Origin of the sequence: Prevotella sp. khp7, from assembly GCF_900109055.1 — a bacterium.
GTDB lineage: Bacteria > Bacteroidota > Bacteroidia > Bacteroidales > Bacteroidaceae > Prevotella.
In genome coordinates this window covers 321,189-338,194 of sequence record NZ_FOIV01000001.1, presented here as the reverse complement: position 1 = coordinate 338,194, position 17,006 = coordinate 321,189, and the positions used below count along the sequence as shown (strand labels likewise).

15 protein-coding genes, 2 tRNA genes and 1 pseudogene are annotated in these 17,006 nt (G+C 47.7%); 17 read left to right on the top strand and 1 reads right to left on the bottom strand.

Features of this window, described 5'->3' with window-relative positions; translation table 11 throughout:
• The first annotated feature begins 5 nt into the window (after positions 1 to 5).
• The 8 genes from BMX82_RS01445 to BMX82_RS01410 all read left to right on the top strand — a co-directional run bounded on the left by BMX82_RS01445 (position 6) and on the right by BMX82_RS01410 (position 7,541).
• Positions 6 to 2,063: an AAA family ATPase gene (locus tag BMX82_RS01445; RefSeq protein ID WP_255396522.1), complete on the top strand. Its 2,058-nt coding sequence runs from the start codon at positions 6 to 8 to the stop codon at positions 2,061 to 2,063.
• A 3-nt stretch (positions 2,064 to 2,066) separates the two neighbouring features.
• Positions 2,067 to 4,199 carry an LlaJI family restriction endonuclease gene (locus BMX82_RS01440; protein WP_091765431.1) on the top strand — a complete coding sequence of 711 codons (2,133 nt, stop codon included), beginning with the start codon at positions 2,067 to 2,069 and terminating at the stop codon, positions 4,197 to 4,199.
• Between the two features lie 2 nt (positions 4,200 to 4,201).
• On the top strand, positions 4,202 to 4,864 hold the full coding sequence (locus BMX82_RS01435) for a hypothetical protein (RefSeq protein ID WP_091765428.1): 663 nt from the start codon (positions 4,202 to 4,204) through the stop codon (positions 4,862 to 4,864).
• 8 nt (positions 4,865 to 4,872) lie between these two features.
• Positions 4,873 to 5,406: a very short patch repair endonuclease gene (locus tag BMX82_RS01430; RefSeq protein ID WP_091765425.1), complete on the top strand. Its 534-nt coding sequence runs from the start codon at positions 4,873 to 4,875 to the stop codon at positions 5,404 to 5,406.
• A 13-nt stretch (positions 5,407 to 5,419) separates the two neighbouring features.
• Positions 5,420 to 5,674, top strand: coding sequence for a hypothetical protein (locus BMX82_RS12845; RefSeq protein ID WP_143058288.1), 255 nt, complete (start codon positions 5,420 to 5,422; stop codon positions 5,672 to 5,674).
• Positions 5,675 to 6,067 (top strand): (deoxy)nucleoside triphosphate pyrophosphohydrolase, encoded by a 393-nt coding sequence (locus BMX82_RS01425; protein ID WP_091765422.1) that lies wholly within the window; start codon positions 5,675 to 5,677, stop codon positions 6,065 to 6,067. It begins immediately after the preceding gene.
• 296 nt (positions 6,068 to 6,363) lie between these two features.
• Positions 6,364 to 6,738, top strand: a complete 375-nt coding sequence (locus BMX82_RS01415; protein WP_036912413.1) for an A1S_2505 family phage non-structural protein — start codon at positions 6,364 to 6,366, stop codon at positions 6,736 to 6,738.
• A gap of 101 nt (positions 6,739 to 6,839) precedes the next feature.
• The gene (locus BMX82_RS01410) at positions 6,840 to 7,541 is read left to right on the top strand and encodes a hypothetical protein (RefSeq protein ID WP_143058287.1); all 702 of its coding nucleotides are present in this window, start codon (positions 6,840 to 6,842) and stop codon (positions 7,539 to 7,541) included.
• 53 nt (positions 7,542 to 7,594) lie between these two features.
• Here the strand turns inward: BMX82_RS01410 and rho are convergent, their stop codons facing one another.
• Positions 7,595 to 9,562, bottom strand: coding sequence for a transcription termination factor Rho (gene rho, locus BMX82_RS01405; RefSeq protein WP_091765413.1), 1,968 nt, complete (start codon positions 9,560 to 9,562; stop codon positions 7,595 to 7,597).
• Positions 9,563 to 9,726: 164 nt separating this feature from the next.
• Between rho and yihA the strand changes: the two genes are divergently transcribed.
• From yihA to glmS, 9 genes and pseudogenes are all read left to right on the top strand, one after another.
• Positions 9,727 to 10,329, top strand: a complete 603-nt coding sequence (yihA, locus tag BMX82_RS01400; protein ID WP_091765410.1) for a ribosome biogenesis GTP-binding protein YihA/YsxC — start codon at positions 9,727 to 9,729, stop codon at positions 10,327 to 10,329.
• A 111-nt stretch (positions 10,330 to 10,440) separates the two neighbouring features.
• Positions 10,441 to 12,237, top strand: coding sequence for a ribosomal protection-like ABC-F family protein (gene abc-f, locus BMX82_RS01395; protein ID WP_091765407.1), 1,797 nt, complete (start codon positions 10,441 to 10,443; stop codon positions 12,235 to 12,237).
• Entirely contained in the window at positions 12,237 to 12,851 is a 615-nt protein-coding gene (gene recR / locus BMX82_RS01390) for a recombination mediator RecR (protein WP_091766206.1), read from the top strand. Before abc-f ends, recR begins: the two co-directional genes overlap by 1 nt.
• Before the next feature lie 24 nt (positions 12,852 to 12,875).
• Entirely contained in the window at positions 12,876 to 13,304 is a 429-nt protein-coding gene (locus BMX82_RS01385) for a hypothetical protein (RefSeq protein ID WP_255396521.1), read from the top strand.
• Positions 13,301 to 14,125, top strand: a pseudogene (locus tag BMX82_RS01380) (glycosyltransferase family 2 protein); the annotation flags it as partial. The gene BMX82_RS01385 and the pseudogene BMX82_RS01380, both read left to right, overlap by 4 nt.
• Before the next feature lie 8 nt (positions 14,126 to 14,133).
• A complete protein-coding gene (locus BMX82_RS01375) occupies positions 14,134 to 14,649 on the top strand; it encodes a GNAT family N-acetyltransferase (protein ID WP_091765401.1) in 516 nt (171 codons plus the stop codon).
• A 98-nt stretch (positions 14,650 to 14,747) separates the two neighbouring features.
• Positions 14,748 to 14,821 (top strand) — tRNA-Asp (locus BMX82_RS01370).
• Between the two features lie 29 nt (positions 14,822 to 14,850).
• Positions 14,851 to 14,924, top strand: a tRNA-Asp gene (locus tag BMX82_RS01365).
• A gap of 151 nt (positions 14,925 to 15,075) precedes the next feature.
• A complete protein-coding gene (glmS, locus tag BMX82_RS01360; protein ID WP_091765398.1) occupies positions 15,076 to 16,920 on the top strand; it encodes a glutamine--fructose-6-phosphate transaminase (isomerizing) in 1,845 nt (614 codons plus the stop codon).
• Positions 16,921 to 17,006 lie beyond the last annotated feature (86 nt).

The window sequence follows — 17,006 nt, the reverse complement described above, 5'->3', positions numbered from 1 at the left end:
AATGTATGGCTGATGCAATATGTAGATGGAGAAATGGAACTCCTCAAACAGTGGTGGAATTGGCTAATTCACTTCCTCACATTAAGATGCCAATAGATAGGTTTCGCAGTTATATGGCAAAAAAGTGGGGCGGAGACTTTTTTAGAACTCCATATCAACTCGCATGTCAACTCGGGTTGTATTGTGAATCTGAAGATGGCTTATATTATCCACGTTTTGATCATGATATTAATGAAAGAGAAGCCGAAGAGTATTTGTTCTTTTGGCTTCCGAGATACTATATCCCCAATCCTTATACTAGAAAAGATGGCTTTAAGGATTTAAACTGCCCTACATATTTCCTTAAAGAACTGTATGAGTATACACTGAAAAACCCGGCATGTACTTATAAAGATGCTTATGAATATTGTTTTCATGAGTCTGCTAAAAATAATGATGATATAATTCGAAATTATATTAATAATTATTCTCGTGTTTTATCTTTTGCAAAAGATGGTACTTTAAATGTTACAAACGTAAATCCTAATATAGTGTTTAAGAATATGGACAGAAGTGACAGAAAGGCATTCTTTGATAACTTTAATAATGAAAAGTTACCAATTCAAGGAATACAAAAGCCTCTACAGCAGATTTTCTACGGTGCTCCAGGAACTGGTAAGTCATTCGAGATTAATCGGTTAACTAAGAATAAGGAGGTTATTCGTACAACGTTCCATCCAGATAGTGATTATTCTACTTTTGTTGGAGCTTATAAACCAACATCGGTAGAAGTTCCTGTAAGAGATGTAACTGGTAAGGTTATCATAGAGAATGGTAAGCAGGTTACAGAAAACAGAATAGTATATGAGTTTGTAGAACAGGCTTTCTTACAAGCATATATTAAGGCTTGGAAAGCATACGCAGCGGCAGAGTCTGGCGAACCTACTGAGCAATTCCTGGTAATTGAAGAGATTAATCGTGGCAATTGTGCGCAGATATTCGGTGATCTGTTCCAGTTGCTGGATAGAAATAGATTCGGATTCTCTGATTATCCTATCACTGCTGACAAGGATATGAAGAAGCAATTGGCTAAAGCCTTTAATGGTATAATTGTTTCTGATGCGGAGAGTATCAATGGCATCTACGACAGGGATGTTGTAAATGGTGTCATTAGTGGTGATATCTTGTTGCTGCCTAATAACCTCTATATATGGGCAACAATGAATACAAGCGACCAGAGCCTGTTCCCGATTGACTCCGCATTCAAGCGTCGCTGGGATTGGAAATATGTACCAATTTGCGAAGGCGTAAACGAAAATGGTGAAAAACTTGGTTACAAGTTGAAGGTAGTAGGAAAAGAATATGATTGGTGGACCTTCTTGGAGAAAATAAATCACGAAATTGATGAGCAGACAAAGTCTGAGGATAAGAAGTTAGGTTACTTCTTCTGTAAGGCTCACGATGGCGTGATAGACGCTGAGACATTTGTTTCGAAGGTGGTGTTCTATCTTTGGAATGATGTGTTTAAGGATCAGGATGTGGCCAGCGTGTTTAGTGATGGTGATGAGGAACTGACTTTCAGCAAATTCTATGATACAGATGCTTTAGGTAAAGCTGTAATCAAGGAGGATAAGGTTGAAGTCTTTTTGAAGAACCTTGGTGTCCCCCCTTTGGCGATTGATTCTACTTTTGAAGGTGTAGAGGACGAAGCCGAAGGAGACGGAAACAATTATGACAGATATTCGTTTAATGGTTCTGACCCAAAAGGGAAGTCAGAATTGGGTTTAACTATAGTTTCAAAGTATCTAAAGGAACATCAGAATTTTACTTTCCAGGAGATAAAGAATACTTTCCCTGATAGTATGTTGGGAAACATAGGTAGCAGAGGATTGATTGTAGAAGCCGATAAAGCATTAGATAGTTATGAGCGTTATTACACACCAGACTTATATACATCATCTGACGGAGTTTCGTTCAGAATTTATAAGCAATGGACAGTTATTAATATTGGGAATATCATAAATTTTGCCAAAACTCAAGGATGGACTGTTGAGAAGTTTGATGTTTGGGACAGAAAAAGCTAACCTATGCGTATACTGATAGAGGAATATAGATATCAAGCCCAAGATGTGAGGGATACAATCCATGGCATTGATGCACTGGAAAACATTGAGGGTGAAGTAAGCGTCAATTACGTTGGTTATTATTTCAATAACCATCCTGACGTTTATGATTGTGTTTTTATTCTTCCTAAAGTGCTACTCGAAGTTAAAGACGGACGTGAGTTGGTATTTGGGCAATATCGTCCCGAGGACATTATCTGCATAAACGAGGATTCGCCGCTGACAGAGGAACAGAAGAACTTTATCTATGATTTCTCTGTGTGGATTTATCGCGCAGTGGTGGTGTTCTATAACGATAAGCGAAACGACTCTAGCATCGTGTATCATAGGAAAATGGCTCAGGTAAACAAGGGACGAAAACAGCGTAACAATACCTTCCTTGATATCCTGCTGTCTATGATCCAGTTTAATGAAGACAACCAGCAATTCTTTATGTATATAATCAAGAATATGCATGCTGGCTTCAATAAGATTAATTGGACTCGCACGATTGTTCGAACAAACGCCGTGGTGCAGGATAATAGTGCCATATATGTGAATCCTGTAAACAAGAAGCGTCAGATAAACTTTGACGAAGAGCTGCTTGTAATATTCTTCTCAATTCTGAATTATATTAATGAACGCTATGGATTCCCTGTCAACATCAATTGTAACTATGAGTTGATTAGGGGACGTAAGTTCTTAAACTATGTAAACGGGTATGGAAAAATAAGGCTTCAACAAATAAAGTATAAATATTTTTCTGATAAAGCTCTGCAATTGTGGCATCTTTGCTATGCTTTCTTTGATAGGGCCAAAAACGTTACGATTGATTTAGGACAGAAGGATTATTTGCTTGTTAAGAACTTCAATATTGTTTTCGAGGCTATTATAGATGAACTGATTGGTGAAACAGGTGAAGTTCCTGCTGGTTTGAAGAAGCAGGAAGATGGAAAAATGGTTGACCATATCTATACCTATAAAGGCTTGGCCACCCATGATGATATCCCTATATATTATATTGGCGATTCAAAGTATTATAAACGTAATCATCCTATAGGAAAAGAGTCAGTAGCTAAACAATTCACTTATGCCAGAAATGTGATTCAATGGAACTTGAACCTCTTTATGAAAGGCGACGAGAATGATGAGGATTGGAAAAGCGATTGGAATCATTTTAAAGAAGTGCCAAAGTTGCGTGATGATGTGACAGAAGGTTATAATGTCATTCCGAATTTCTTTATTAGTGCCACGATGGAAGAAGATTTGAGCTATCGTGATACAATCAGGTTAACAGAAAAGAAAAATAAGTATTTCACATCTGATCAGTTCAGTAATCGTCTGTTTGACAGGGATACGCTTTTGGTATGTCATTATGATGTGAATTTTCTTTATGTGGTTTCGCTTTATGCTTTGAATAATCGTAGTAAGAAGGAAACATGGAAGAAGAAAGTAAGGGGGATATTCCGCGAAGAGATTCAAAAGATGCTGCAAGAGCGCTATCAGTTCTATGCTATGACTGCTCGTCCAAATGAGGATGGATTGAAATATATAAGAACTCACTTCCAAGATATTCTTGGAAAGATGTATACGCCGTTTGAGAATACAAACTATTACTCTTTGGCTCTTGATAAGACGGATGTGGCTAATAATGAACAGCTTCTGGAAGAGCTGCGTAAGCATTTCTATGTGGTAGAATGTTCGCTTGGCGATAATCCGCATAAAGTAATATCTAAGGCTATCAGTGATGCACCAAGACTCATCAAGGAGAAGCCTGAGGAGAAGAATATTCTTACAGGATTTGTTAGAAGAACAGATTTTTACTACAAGAAATACATGGATCACAATGCTACCTCCTACATAATGGAAAAGATACCAAACATCAACCTGATGAATATTCGTTATTTCCTTCCTATGGTAGCTGGATCAATAGACGGGTATTACGAGGTTGATCGTGTGGGGACAACTTCTGTAGACGGAAAGCCAGCTCTCAGGTTACGACTTAAGCGTTACATACCAATAGGGGCTAATATGGTGGATATTTACAAAGCCAAGATGCAGCCTGGTGAGTTGATATCATACGAATATACTCTAAAAATGTATAAAGGAGAAATATAATAATGGACGAAAACCTAAGACAAAGAGCCAAGAAAAAACTGCTAAGAGTTACACTACCTGACGGAAGCGTAATTTGTCATCAGAGTGCAACAATGACTTTTATTGATACACTAAAAGCTATAGGCTCAGAGTATTTTGACAAGATAACAACAGAAAATTGTCATTTGCCTTTATTAAGCAAAGAAAGATATCCTCGTTTTAAAGACTGTATGAAACCTGTTTGCGATGGATGGTATGTTAATACTCAAAGTGACACTGGTCAGAAATTTATGCAATTAACCTCTATCAAAGCGCAATTGGGGATTAATATGGAAGTGGAATTAGGATCGGATTTCATAACTAGTGATGAGAAAGCAGTTCAAAAGTCCAAGAAGAACTGCGATAAGCTTCTTGTGAAATTCCCAAATGGCGAATATGCAGCAGGCGAGAATCCTATTGACACTCTCATTGATGCTATCTGGCAAATAGGACCAGAAAATGTGTTGCGCAAGGAACTTATGTTTAAGGGTAAGCCCATAATAACACTATCCAAGAAATATAATAATCAGATTCAAGTGGGACGGAATTATTGGCTTACAGTTCCAGGTCAGACGAAGGACAAATACAAGATGCTGTGCATTATTGATGTTATGATGAAATTGGGACTTGAAGTGATTATTATTTAAGTATTCCTATGGACAAACTAACCCCGCAACAACGGCATAAGAACATGGCGGCGATTCGTGCGAAGGACACGAAGCCTGAATGGATTGTGAGGCGGGGGCTGTGGAAGAGGGGATTCCGCTACAGGCTGAACCACAAAGGACTGCCAGGACATCCGGACCTGGTGCTGAGGAAATACAGAACGTGCATATTCGTGAACGGCTGCTTCTGGCACGGACATCATGTGGACACGGAGGTGATGGAGAGTTCGGAGTGCTGTAAGATTCCGAAGTCGAACCGTGAGTTCTGGGTGGAGAAAATCAGAAGGAACAAACAAAGGGATAGGGAACAGCAGCGCAGACTGGCGGAGATGGGCTGGCACTCGATCAGCGTATGGGAGTGTGAGCTGAAACCGTCGCAACGGGAGGCTACGCTCGAGTCGCTGGCGTTTACTTTGAACAGGATATGGCTCCAGGATCATACTACCGCAGAAAAGCGGTATCCCGTGACAGAAGAGGAGCGCGGGAGCCTGAAAGCCGCCGAGGAAAGGAATAGAAACGATTAAACTGAAAGAGGATATGGTAGGTTGTCTGGTTTATCTGATTATGTATGTCTTTATCGTGGGTATACTGCTGTGCATTACTCCATGGTGGGATGTGCTTCTGATGCATATAGTGGCGGTCGTGTTTCTGCTGATATACAAAGGGGACGCTATATTTCGTGGCAGATATACGGAGAAACAGAAGGGGGAGCATGACGACGATGCTAACAGGGCGGCACGAGAGGAACGGGACGCTTATGACGACTTTATAGCTTCGATGGATGATAAATAGATGAAACGGATAGAGGTAGTAGCGGCCATCATACATGATGACGAGGGACGGGTCTTCGCCACACAGCGGGGATATGGCGACATGAAGGATGGCTGGGAGTTTCCCGGGGGGAAGATGGAGCCCGGGGAGAGCGCTGAGGAGGCGCTGAAACGGGAAATATGGGAGGAACTGGAAACGAGAATAGTGGTGGAACGACTCGTGAAAACGGTGGAGTGGGACTACCCGAAGTTTCACCTGACGATGCATTGCTTCTGGTGCAGCGTGGAGAGCGGATGTCTGACGCTGAAGGAGCATGAGGCGGCACGGTGGCTGAGCAAAGACTTGCTGGAAAGTGTGGACTGGTTGCCTGCTGACTGGGTCGTAGTAAAGGAGATTCAAAAATCTAATAACTGAAATAATAACTGAAAAAGTAACCGAAATAAATGACGGAATAAATGACGGAATAAATGACGGAATAAATGACGGAATAAATGACGGAATAAATGACGGAATAAATGACGGGATAATTCTGACGTTTTTTCTTTAAATTGAAATCTTTTTGTATCTTTGCAGCAGAAATGTATAGAGTGATATGGGAAAGGATGAATGGAGCAAACAGCCGAACTTGGGGGAGACCCCCACAAGTACCCCCACAAGCTCGGATTATACAATTAATTATCAGAAACTTTTGCAGAAATAAAAATATCATTATGGAACAGCAGAGGGTGACGCCAGAGGGGATTACGCATCTGGAGAAAAATGAGATTTTTGTGTTTGGTAGTAACTTGGAGGGGGCGCACGGCGGTGGTGCGGCGCTCATGGCTTATAGGAAGTTCGGCGCTGTCTGGGGACAGGGCGTTGGACTGCAGGGACAGAGTTACGGCATACCTACGATGCAGGGCAGCGTGGAGACGATCAGGCCTTATGTGGACGAGTTTATCGACTTCGCTCGACAGCATCCTGAGCTGACGTTCCTGGTGACGCGCGTGGGATGCGGCATCGCGGGCTTCCTCGACGAGGAGATAGCTCCGCTCTTTGCCGAGGCTCACAAGGTGGAGAACATCGTGCTGCCTCTGGGCTGGTAAGGGTTTGTAGGGATTTTCCTCCGGGCTTTTAGGGAAAATCCTTTTCTGCTGCGGGCTGTTTGGCTTATCTTTGCAGCAGAATTATAAACTTTATACCAATTATGAGATTTTTACTATCACTATTCCTGATGGCGACAATGGGCCATCTGAACCTCATGGCTGAAACGGACGCCAAGGAGTACAAGACTTACGTGAAGAACAACTATAAGGTGTTCTACTGTACGCACGAGGGCGTGAGCGTGGTCGTGGATCCTACGGAGGGCGGGCTGTTTGAGCCTCGCATCTCGATTATCAACAAAAGCGGACACGAGATTATGTTTGAGCCCAAGGACATCAGGGCTTATGCGTATGCGATTCCCGGGAACACGGTGAAGAGTACGCGCTATCGTGTGGGGACTTATCTGGACCACGGGGGCGACGCCTCGCGTCTGGAGACGGACTCGCTGAAGATCTATACACCAAAGCAGTATCGCAAGAAGCAGAGCAGGACAAACTGGTGGGCGATGGTGCTGACGGAGGTGGTCGTAGCGGGCGTTGAGCAGCTGGGGCCTCAGGACGATGTGACGATGATGGAGAACGCGCTGTACAGACGGGATCGTACCAACGAGTTCGAGAAGGCGCACGACGAGGCGCTGAAGCGTATCGACGAGGGCTACTGGAAGGCGAACACGATATTCGACGGCTCGGAGCATCAGGGCTTTATCGCCATAAAACCTGTGAAGACGACGTATCTGATTCTCGACATTCCTGTGGACGGGGAGATGTTCCACTTCGTGGTGGACTCGAAGAAATATGATGAATAAAAAAAGGGAGGCTCGAACTTGAGTCTCCCTCTTTTTTTTGTTATCATCGGGGGTTATCCGTTCATGGACAACAGGAATTCTTCGTTGGTGCGCGTGTTTACCAAGCGGTCGCGGATGGTGTTCATGGCCTCGATAGGATTCATCTCGGCGATGAACTTGCGGATGATCCACATGCGGTTGAGCGTGGTGTCGTCGTGCAGCAGATCGTCGCGACGAGTAGACGACTGAACCAGGTCGATAGCTGGGAAGATGCGCTTGTTGGAGAGCGAACGGTTGAGCTGGATTTCTGAGTTACCAGTACCCTTGAACTCCTCGAAGATCACCTCGTCCATCTTAGAACCTGTGTCGACCAGAGCGGTGGCGATGATGGTGAGCGAACCGCCTCCCTCGATGTTACGGGCTGCACCGAAGAAGCGCTTGGGCTTCTGAAGGGCGTTGGCGTCGACACCACCAGTGAGCACCTTACCTGATGCGGGGGCTACGGTGTTATAGGCACGGGCCAGACGGGTGATGGAGTCGAGGAAGATGACTACATCGTGGCCGCACTCTACCATGCGCTTGGCTTTCTCGAGCACGATGCCTGCAATCTTCACGTGGCGGTCGGCGGGCTCGTCGAAGGTAGAGGCGATGACCTCGGCGTCGACGGTGCGGGCCATATCCGTTACTTCCTCAGGGCGCTCGTCGATGAGCAGCATCATGATATAAGCCTCGGGGTGGTTGGCAGCGATGGCGTTGGCGATATCCTTCATCAGGATGGTCTTACCCGTCTTGGGCTGTGCCACGATGAGCGCACGCTGACCCTTACCGATTGGCGAGAAGAGGTCGACCACGCGAACTGAGGGGTTCGAGGTGGCACGGTCGCCACAGAGGTTGAACTTCTCGTCGGGGAAGAGGGGCGTCAGGTGCTCGAAGGATACGCGGTCGCGCACTTCCGAAGGGTTGCGGCCGTTGATAGACTTGACTGTAGAGAGGGCGAAGTACTTCTCGTTCTCGTGGGGAGGACGGACGGTGCACTCTACGACGTCGCCAGTCTTCAGACCGTATTTCTTTATCTGCTGCGGTGATACGTAGATATCGTCGGGCGACGACAGATAGTTGTAGTCTGAGCTGCGCAGGAAGCCGTAGCCGTCTGTGAGGCACTCGAGTACACCGTTGCCTGTGATGAGGTCGCCAAAGTCGTACTTGGGAGCCTCGCCAGGACGGACGTACTTGTCTTCCATGGGCAGTGTGGGCTGTGCCATGGGGCGATCGAAAATGTCGAGGGTGGGCAGGGCCGACTGGTCCTCGATGGGGATATCGATCATGGTGATGAAATCGGTGCCGTCGCCTGGGTCGCCCAGCCATACGCCGTTCTCATCGACTTCGTCGGTATCTGCTGAGGGCTTGACCTCCTGCTCTTTGTTGCGGTTCGACATCTTCTCGCGGAGCTGTGCGATAGCGTTGCTGGCCTCTTCGTCGGTCTCTGCTGACTCGAAGTCGGCTGCCTCGGGGATGATGTCTGAGAAGTCGGGGGCTGCTGCCTCGGGAACTTCTGCAGGAGCCTCGGGGGCTGCTGCCTGAGCTGCTGCTGCCTCCTCCTCGGCCTTCTTCTGTGCCTCAGCTGCTGCGAGGGCTGCCTTCTCGGCTTCGATCTCGGCCTTGGTGCGGCGACCACGGCGCTTTGGAGCGGGAGCGGCTTCTTCTGCGGGAGCCTTCTCTTCCTCAGCTACGGGAGCTGCTGCGGGAGCGTCGCTGAAGAGCGAGGGAGCCTCGTCCTTCTTTCTGCGTGGAGGATTGGCGTCGAGGTTGGCACCGTTGTTGCCCTTGACTGTATAAACCTTACTGGTATCTTTTTTTGCGATACGTGTACGCTTGCGTTTGGGAGCATCGCCTTCTGCTGCGCTTACTTCTGCAGCCTTGTCGAGGATGGCGTAGACTACGTCTTCCATCTGGTCATCCTGCGACACTTTGATGCCCAACTGGTCTGCTATACCCACCAACTGGGGTATATCCATAGATTCTAATTCTTCTTTTGTATACATAAAATGAGTGTATAATTTCTGATTTGAAACCCAAAAAATTGATTGGAAACGCTTCTCGAACGGAAGCGCTGTTTTGAAAAACGATGCAAAGGTAAGGATTATTTTGGTAACTACCAAATAAATTCGCTTTTTTTTATTAACTTTGCACCCAAAACAAGGAAGATATGGAAATTAAGAAAGCTGAATTCACGCTGAGCGCCCCCAGGGAGTCGATGTGCCCTCAGGACAACAAGCCCGAATATGCCTTTATCGGAAGGTCGAACGTGGGCAAGTCGAGCCTCATCAATATGCTGACCAACAACAAGAAGCTGGCCAAGACCTCGGCCACGCCTGGTAAGACGCTGCTCATCAACCACTTCATCATCAACAACGAATGGTATCTCGTGGACCTTCCGGGCTACGGATTCGCCAAGCGCTCGAAGAAGGAGGTTCAGAAGCTGGAGCAGATGATAAACGGCTATATCCTGCAGCGACAGCAGCTGGTGAACGTGTTCCTGCTGATCGACATACGTCTGGAGGCGCAGAAGATAGACCTCGACTTCATCCAGTGGCTGGGAGCCAGCAGCGTGCCCTTCGCCATCGTGTTTACGAAGGCCGACAAGCTGAGCGCGACGAAGGCCATGCAGAACGTAGAGGCGTATAAGAAGGTGCTGAGCGAGACGTGGGAGGAGATGCCTCCGATGTTCGTAACCTCGGCTGAGAAGAAGCAGGGGCGCGACGAGGTGCTGGATTACATAGAACAAATTAATAAAGAACTGAAAAAGTAATATCAGGCACAGGTTACACGGCTCTCTTTAAGAGAAACACAGCTTTTCTCTGAAAAAAATAAGCCGTGTCTTTTTTATAAAAAGCCGTGTAATCCGTGCCATAAAAAAGAAATGGCGAAGGAAAATCCATATTTAGACGTGCAGCATCTGACGAAGTCGTTCGGCTCGCTGGTGCTGTTTCGCGATATCTGTTTCTCGATTGCCGAGGGACAGAAAGTGGGACTGATAGCCAAGAACGGTACGGGTAAGTCGACGCTGCTGTCTGTGCTCTCGGGCAAGGAGGGCTATGATTCGGGGGATATCATCTTCAGAAGAGACCTGAAGGTGGGCATGCTTGAGCAGAGTCCGGCCTTCGACCCCAACGAGAGCGTGCTCGACGCTTGTTTCCATCATGAGGGCGACCCTGAGAAGGTGCTGAAGGCAAAGCAGATTCTGACACAGCTGAAGATTCGCGACCTGGACCAGCCTATGGGACAGCTGAGCGGAGGACAGCAGAAGCGTGTGGCGCTGGCCAACGTGCTGATTACGGACCCCGACCTGCTGATTCTCGACGAGCCTACGAACCACCTGGATCTGGAGATGATCGAGTGGCTGGAGGGTTTCCTGAACAGGGGCAACAAGACGTTGCTGATGGTGACCCACGACCGTTTCTTCCTCGACCGTGTGTGCTCGGTGATTCTGGAACTCGACGACCAGACCATCTATACCTATCGCGGCAACTACAGCTATTATCTGGAGAAGCGTCAGGAGCGTATCGACAACCGCAGGGCTGAGATAGCAAGGGCCAACAACCTGTATCGCACGGAGCTCGAGTGGATGAGAAGGATGCCTCAGGCGCGTGGACATAAGGCCAGGTATCGCGAGGAGGCTTTCTACGAACTGGAGAAGGTGGCCAAGCAGCGCATCGAGGAGCGACAGATAAGACTGAAATCGAGAAACGTATATATCGGGTCGAAGATCTTCGAGTGTCAGTATGTGAACAAGGCGTTTGAGCGCCCGGGGGCTGAGCCGCTCACGATTCTCAAGGACTTCTACTATAACTTCTCGCGATTCGAGAAGATGGGTATCGTGGGCAACAACGGTACGGGAAAGTCGACGTTTATCAAGATGCTGCTCGGACAAGTGCCGCCTGACAGCGGAAAGTTCGATATCGGAGACACGGTGAGGTTCGGCTACTTCTCGCAGGAGGGACTGCAGTTCGACGAACAGCAGAAGGTGATTGACGTGGTGAAGGACTTTGCCGAGTATATTGACATGGGAGGCGGAAAACATCTCTCGGCCTCGCAGTTCCTGCAGCACTTCCTCTTCACGCCTGAGCAGCAGCACAACTATGTGTACAAGCTGAGCGGCGGCGAACGGAGGAAACTCTACCTTTGTACGGTGCTGATGAGGAATCCGAACTTCCTGGTGCTCGACGAGCCTACGAACGACCTCGACATCGTGACGCTGCAGATTCTGGAGGAATACTTGCAGGACTTCCCGGGGTGTGTGATCGTGGTGAGCCACGACCGCTACTTCATGGATAAGGTGGTTGACCATCTGCTGGTGTTCAACGGGAACGGCGACATCAAGGACTTCCCGGGCAACTATACGCAGTATCGACAATGGAGTCAGCTGCAGCCCAGAGAGCCTAAGGAACCAAAGGCTGAGAAGACTGAGAAACAGCCCAAGCAGACCACGGGCGCTCAGCCACAGAAGCGTAAGCTCAGCTTTAAGGAGAAGCGCGAACTGGAGCAGCTGGAGAAAGACATAGAAGCCCTGGAGGCTGAAAAGAAACAGATTGAGGAACAACTCTGCGGAGGAACGACTTCGGTGGAGGAGATTACAAGAATGAGCAAACGCCTGCCTCTGTTGAACGATGAGCTCGACGAGAAATCAATGCGTTGGCTGGAACTGAGTGAGATATGATTCAACAACAATATCCGTCACAATTACTGGAGAAGGCGGTAGCCGAATTCTCCAAGTTGCCAGGCATCGGGCGCAAGACGGCGCTGAGACTGGTTCTGTGGATGCTGCGTCAGGAGGATTCTGACGTGGAGCAGTTTTCCGAAGCTATCAGCAAGCTGAAGCACGAGGTGAAGTACTGCAGCGTGTGCCACAATATCAGCGATGCTGACGTTTGTCCTATTTGCGCTGATCACAGAAGGGACAAGGCTACGGTGTGTGTGGTAGAGAACATCCAGGACGTGATGGCGGTAGAGAACACACAACAGTTTCATGGACTCTATCATGTGCTGGGGGGCGTGATCTCGCCTATGGATGGCATCGGGCCCGGAGATATCGAGATCGACTCGCTGATCAGGCGTGTGGCTGAGGGTGAGGTGAAGGAGGTGATTCTGGCGCTCAGTCCTACGATGGAGGGCGACACGACCAACTTCTACATCTATCGTAAGCTGGCGGCTTTCGGCGTCAAGGTGAGCGTGATTGCCAGAGGCGTGTCTGTGGGCAACGAGCTGGAGTATACCGACGAGGTGACGCTGGGGCGCTCGATCATGAACCGCACGCTGTTTGAAGAAAGATAAAGTAAAAACAAAAACAAAAGGGATATGAAGAATGTAAGTAAGCGTCTGACTTTGGTTTATGCGGGCATCGCGGCTTTGGTGCTGCTGCTCATTGTGCTCTTCGAGACTGAGGTGCTCGAGAGCGGCGTGATGGCTGAAGACAAGCAGTCGGAGTTTCTGCTGACGTTTGTGATGGAACTGGTGTCGCTGGGCGCTGCCTTCCTGGGGCTCAGGCTGTTTAAGTTTAAGACGGTTCACGACGACCTGGTGACGCGCAAGGAGGCGGCCATGATGAAGTGGGGACTGATTCGTCTGCTGATCATCGAAGTGCCTATGCTCGCGGATACATTATTATATTATATATATATGAACACTACTTTCGGCTATCTGGGCATCATGCTGCTGCTCTGTATGCCGTTTGTGTATCCGAGTATGAACCGCTGTATCGCCGAGACTACTGAGGAGGAGAAATGAAACTGAGCATCGTCGTCGTCAGCTATAACGTCAGCACATATCTGAAGCAGTGTCTGCAGAGTGTGGAGAAGGCGCTCGAGGGAATCGAGGCGGAAGTGTTCGTGGTCGACAACTGTTCGACTGACGATAGCGTGTCGATGGTGAAGAGGTCTTTCCCCTGGGTGAGACTGATCGAGAACAAGAAGAACGTGGGCTTCGCCAGAGCCAACAATATCGCCATCAGGCAGGCCTCGGGCGAGTATGTGCTGCTGCTGAATCCTGACACGGTGGTGGGTGAGGATACGCTGCGAAAGGCGACAGACTTTATGGACGTCCACACGAAAGCGGGTGGGGCTGGCGTGATGATGCATAATGAAGACGGGACCCGTGCCCCGGAATCGAGAAGGGCTTTGCCCACACCCTGGGTGTCGTTTCTGAAAATGATGGGCTGCACCAGGCGTTACTATATGAGTCACCTCTCGTGGGACGAGCCTGGGAGAATAGAGGTCATCAGCGGGGCGTTCTGTCTGCTGCGCAGAAAGGCGCTCGACGAGGTGGGCCTGCTCGACGAGGACTTCTTTATGTATGGCGAGGATATCGACTTGTCGTATCGACTGATGAAAGGCGGTTGGGAAAACTGGTATCTGCCTTATCCCATCACGCACTATAAAGGGCGCTCGACACAGAAGACGGATTACAGATATGTACACATCTTCTATCAGGCCATGCTCATCTTCTTCAGAAAGCATTATAGTCATCTGAGCGTGTTCTATACCATCCCCATCAAGACGGCCATCTATTTCAGGGCTGGTATCGCGCTGATGGATATCTTACGTAAAAAACTGCATTTATGAACAATAATAAAGCCAAAGTAAGGCTGAGAGCCATCGAGCCAGAGGATCTGGATCTGCTCTACAGGATTGAGAACGACATGAAGTTGTGGAACGTGGGCGCCAGCAACGTGCCTTATTCGCGCTATACGCTTCACGACTATATTGCCAACGCTGCTGACGATATCTATGTGGACCGCCAGGTAAGGATGATGGTGGAGAACGAGGAAGGCGAGATCGTGGGCATCGTGGATGTGGTGAACTTCGATCCGGGGAACTGTCGCGCTGAGGTGGGACTCATCATTCTCGACGCGTATCGGAGAAGAGGCTATGGTAGCAGCACTTTGCAACAAATAGCCGACTATGCGCTGAATGTGCTCCATCTCCATCAGCTGTTCGCGTTCGTGGATATGCGCAACGAAGGGTCGATGAGTCTGTTCGGGAAGATGGGCTACGTGGCAGCAGTAAAGATCAAAGATTGGCTCTATGATGGCCGCGAATATCGTGATGCAGCCCTTATGCAACTGGTATTTTGAAAAAAATGAGGGTTTCATTCAAAAAAATCCCGAAAATGTTTTGCCAGTTCCGAAAAAAGCATTACCTTTGCACCCGCTAATAAGGAAGAGTGCTTTCTGGTGCGTTAGTTCAGTAGGTTAGAATGCCTGCCTGTCACGCAGGAGGTCACGAGTTCGAATCTCGTACGCACCGCAGTTTTTTTTCATTCGTTCCATAGGTTTGGTGCGTTAGTTCAGTAGGTTAGAATGCCTGCCTGTCACGCAGGAGGTCACGAGTTCGAATCTCGTACGCACCGCGGAAGGCCCGTCAGAGAGATTCTGATGGGTCTTTTGTTTTTATGTCACCTTTTTCTTAAATTTTTATGCAAAATGCTTGGTGAATAAATGGCTTTTTAGTAATTTTGCACCCAAAATACAATTATAAACGACAAAAAGTAAATTGCCATTATGTGTGGAATTGTAGGTTATATTGGAAAGAAGGAAGCATTCCCGATTCTTATTAAAGGTCTTCGCAGATTGGAGTATCGCGGCTATGACAGTGCTGGCGTGGCGTTGATTAACAGCGATGCGGCTCTGAATGTATATAAGACCAAAGGAAAGGTGGACAACCTGGTCGAGTACTGCAGCGATAAAAACGTCAGCGGTACGGTGGGTATCGCTCATACACGTTGGGCTACTCATGGTGAACCTTCTTCTGTGAATGCCCATCCGCATTATTCTGAATCCCACAATCTGGCCATTATCCATAACGGTATCATTGAGAACTATGCCGACCTGAAGGCTAACTTACAGGCTAAGGGCGTGAAATTCGTCTCAGATACTGATACGGAGGTATTGGTGCAGCTGATAGAATATATCAAGGAGCACAAGCAGCTCGACTTGTTGACTGCTGTCCAGGTGGCTCTCTATCAGGTAATCGGTGCCTACGCTATTGCTGTGCTTGATAAGCGCGATCCCGATCAGATTATTGCAGCCCGTAAGCAGAGTCCGCTGGTGGTTGGTATCGGTGAGGATGAGTTCTTCCTGGGTTCCGACGCCAGTCCTATCGTGGAATATACCGATAAAGTGGTGTATCTGGAGGATGGTAACATCGCTGTCATCCGTCGCGGTGAGGAACTGAAGGTTGTAAGTATTCTTGGTGAAGAGCAGGAGCTGACGGTGAAGACCGTAGACCTCGATCTGGGACAGATTGAGAAAGGCGGTTATCCGCACTTCATGCTGAAGGAAATCTTTGAGCAGCCCGAGTGCCTGACCAACTGTATGCGTGGTCGCGTGAATGTTGAAGCTAATCACGTAACGCTTTCTGCATTAATCGATTATCGCAGACAACTTCTGAATGCTAAGCGCGTCGTTATCGTGGCTTGTGGTACCTCTTGGCATGCTGGTCTGATAGGTAAGCAGATTATAGAGAGTCTCTGTCGTATTCCTGTGGAAGTGGAGTATGCCAGCGAGTTCAGATATAGAAACCCGGTTGTAACAAAAGATGATATCGTGATTGCCATCTCCCAGAGTGGTGAAACCGCAGATACGCTGGCTGCCGTTCAGCTGGCTAAATCGAAGGGTGCATTTATCTATGGTATCTGTAATGCAATCGGTAGCAGTATCCCAAGAGCAACAGATACGGGTACTTATATTCACGTAGGACCTGAGATCGGTGTGGCTTCGACAAAAGCGTTTACTGGTCAGGTGACTGTGTTGACGATGATCGCGTTGGCGATGGGTGAAGCTAAGGGTACTATCCACAGAGATGAGTATCTGAAGATTGTCAAGGAACTGAGTGAAATTCCCGATAAGATCCGTGAGGTTCTGAAGACTAACGAGAAAGTGGCTGATCTGGCGCGTACCTTCACCTATGCTCACAACTTCCTGTATCTCGGACGAGGCTATTCTTATCCTGTGGCACTTGAGGGAGCCTTGAAGCTGAAAGAAATCTCGTATATTCATGCTGAAGGCTATCCCGCTGCTGAGATGAAGCATGGTCCGATTGCGCTGATTGATTCGGATATGCCTGTAGTCGTGATTGCTACTCATAATGCGATGTACGAAAAAGTTCTCTCGAACATTCAGGAAATCAAGGCCCGTCAGGGTAGGGTGATTGCTTTGGTATCGAAAGGCGACGACACGATCTCGAAGATTGTTGATGAAGTGATAGAGTTGCCTGATGTGCTGGAGTGTCTGGAGCCTTTGGTGGCCACGATTCCGCTACAGCTGTTGGCTTATCATGTGGCTGTATGTAAAGGAAAGAACGTGGATCAGCCCAGAAATCTAGCAAAATCGGTGACTGTAGAATAAAAAATCCGTTAAAAAATAGTGCGATAATTTGGTGGTTCAAATTAATTGCACTATTTTTGCATCCGTTAATGCACTATTACTGACCG